The sequence below is a fragment of the Streptococcus orisasini genome (genome assembly GCF_001431045.1).
GTDB classification, from domain to species: domain Bacteria; phylum Bacillota; class Bacilli; order Lactobacillales; family Streptococcaceae; genus Streptococcus; species Streptococcus orisasini.
Genome location: NZ_BCLE01000066.1, coordinates 1 through 512 on the forward strand (window position 1 = coordinate 1; position 512 = coordinate 512).

1 protein-coding gene is annotated in these 512 nt (G+C 37.7%); it reads right to left on the reverse strand.

Annotated features, from left to right (window positions below):
- Positions 1 to 423 (reverse strand): helix-turn-helix domain-containing protein (locus tag SCSH_RS10795; RefSeq protein WP_152972565.1); only part of this gene is annotated, 423 nt, incomplete at its 3' end.
- Positions 424 to 512 lie beyond the last annotated feature (89 nt).

Below are 512 nucleotides of genomic sequence, written 5' to 3' on the forward strand. Positions count from 1 at the left end.
TCCTCTTTTTTCTGCCTCCTTTTTCTTTTGTTTGGCTTCTTGTTTCAATCGTCTTTTCGTTGCTCGTTGTGTCTTTGGAGATAGAAACCCTGCTTGGTAGAGTAGTTTTCTAACAGTTGTATCTGAATAGGCGATGTTTTCTTCTTCCGCTAGTAGTTCGCAGAAATGAACAACATTTGGTCTTAAAACACCGTAACGTTGATATTTCTCGATAATCCTTCTCTTTGTTTCTAAAGACATGGCATGAGTTGGTCTTTTTGATCTATTACCATGAACGAAAGCTGACTTTCCTTTCTCTCGATAGGCTAGTATCAATCGGTTCACCTGCCTTTTGCTTAACCCTAATTCTACACAAGCCCTGTTTTTCTGTTTTTTACCCTCACAAACAGCTTTGATGACTAGGTATTTCTTTGACTCTATCATAGTTAGTTCTATTTTCCTCATCTTTCTAGTTTAACAGACGGGACATTTTCACATTCGACCTAGCTAAGACATTATCACTTTCGAATGAT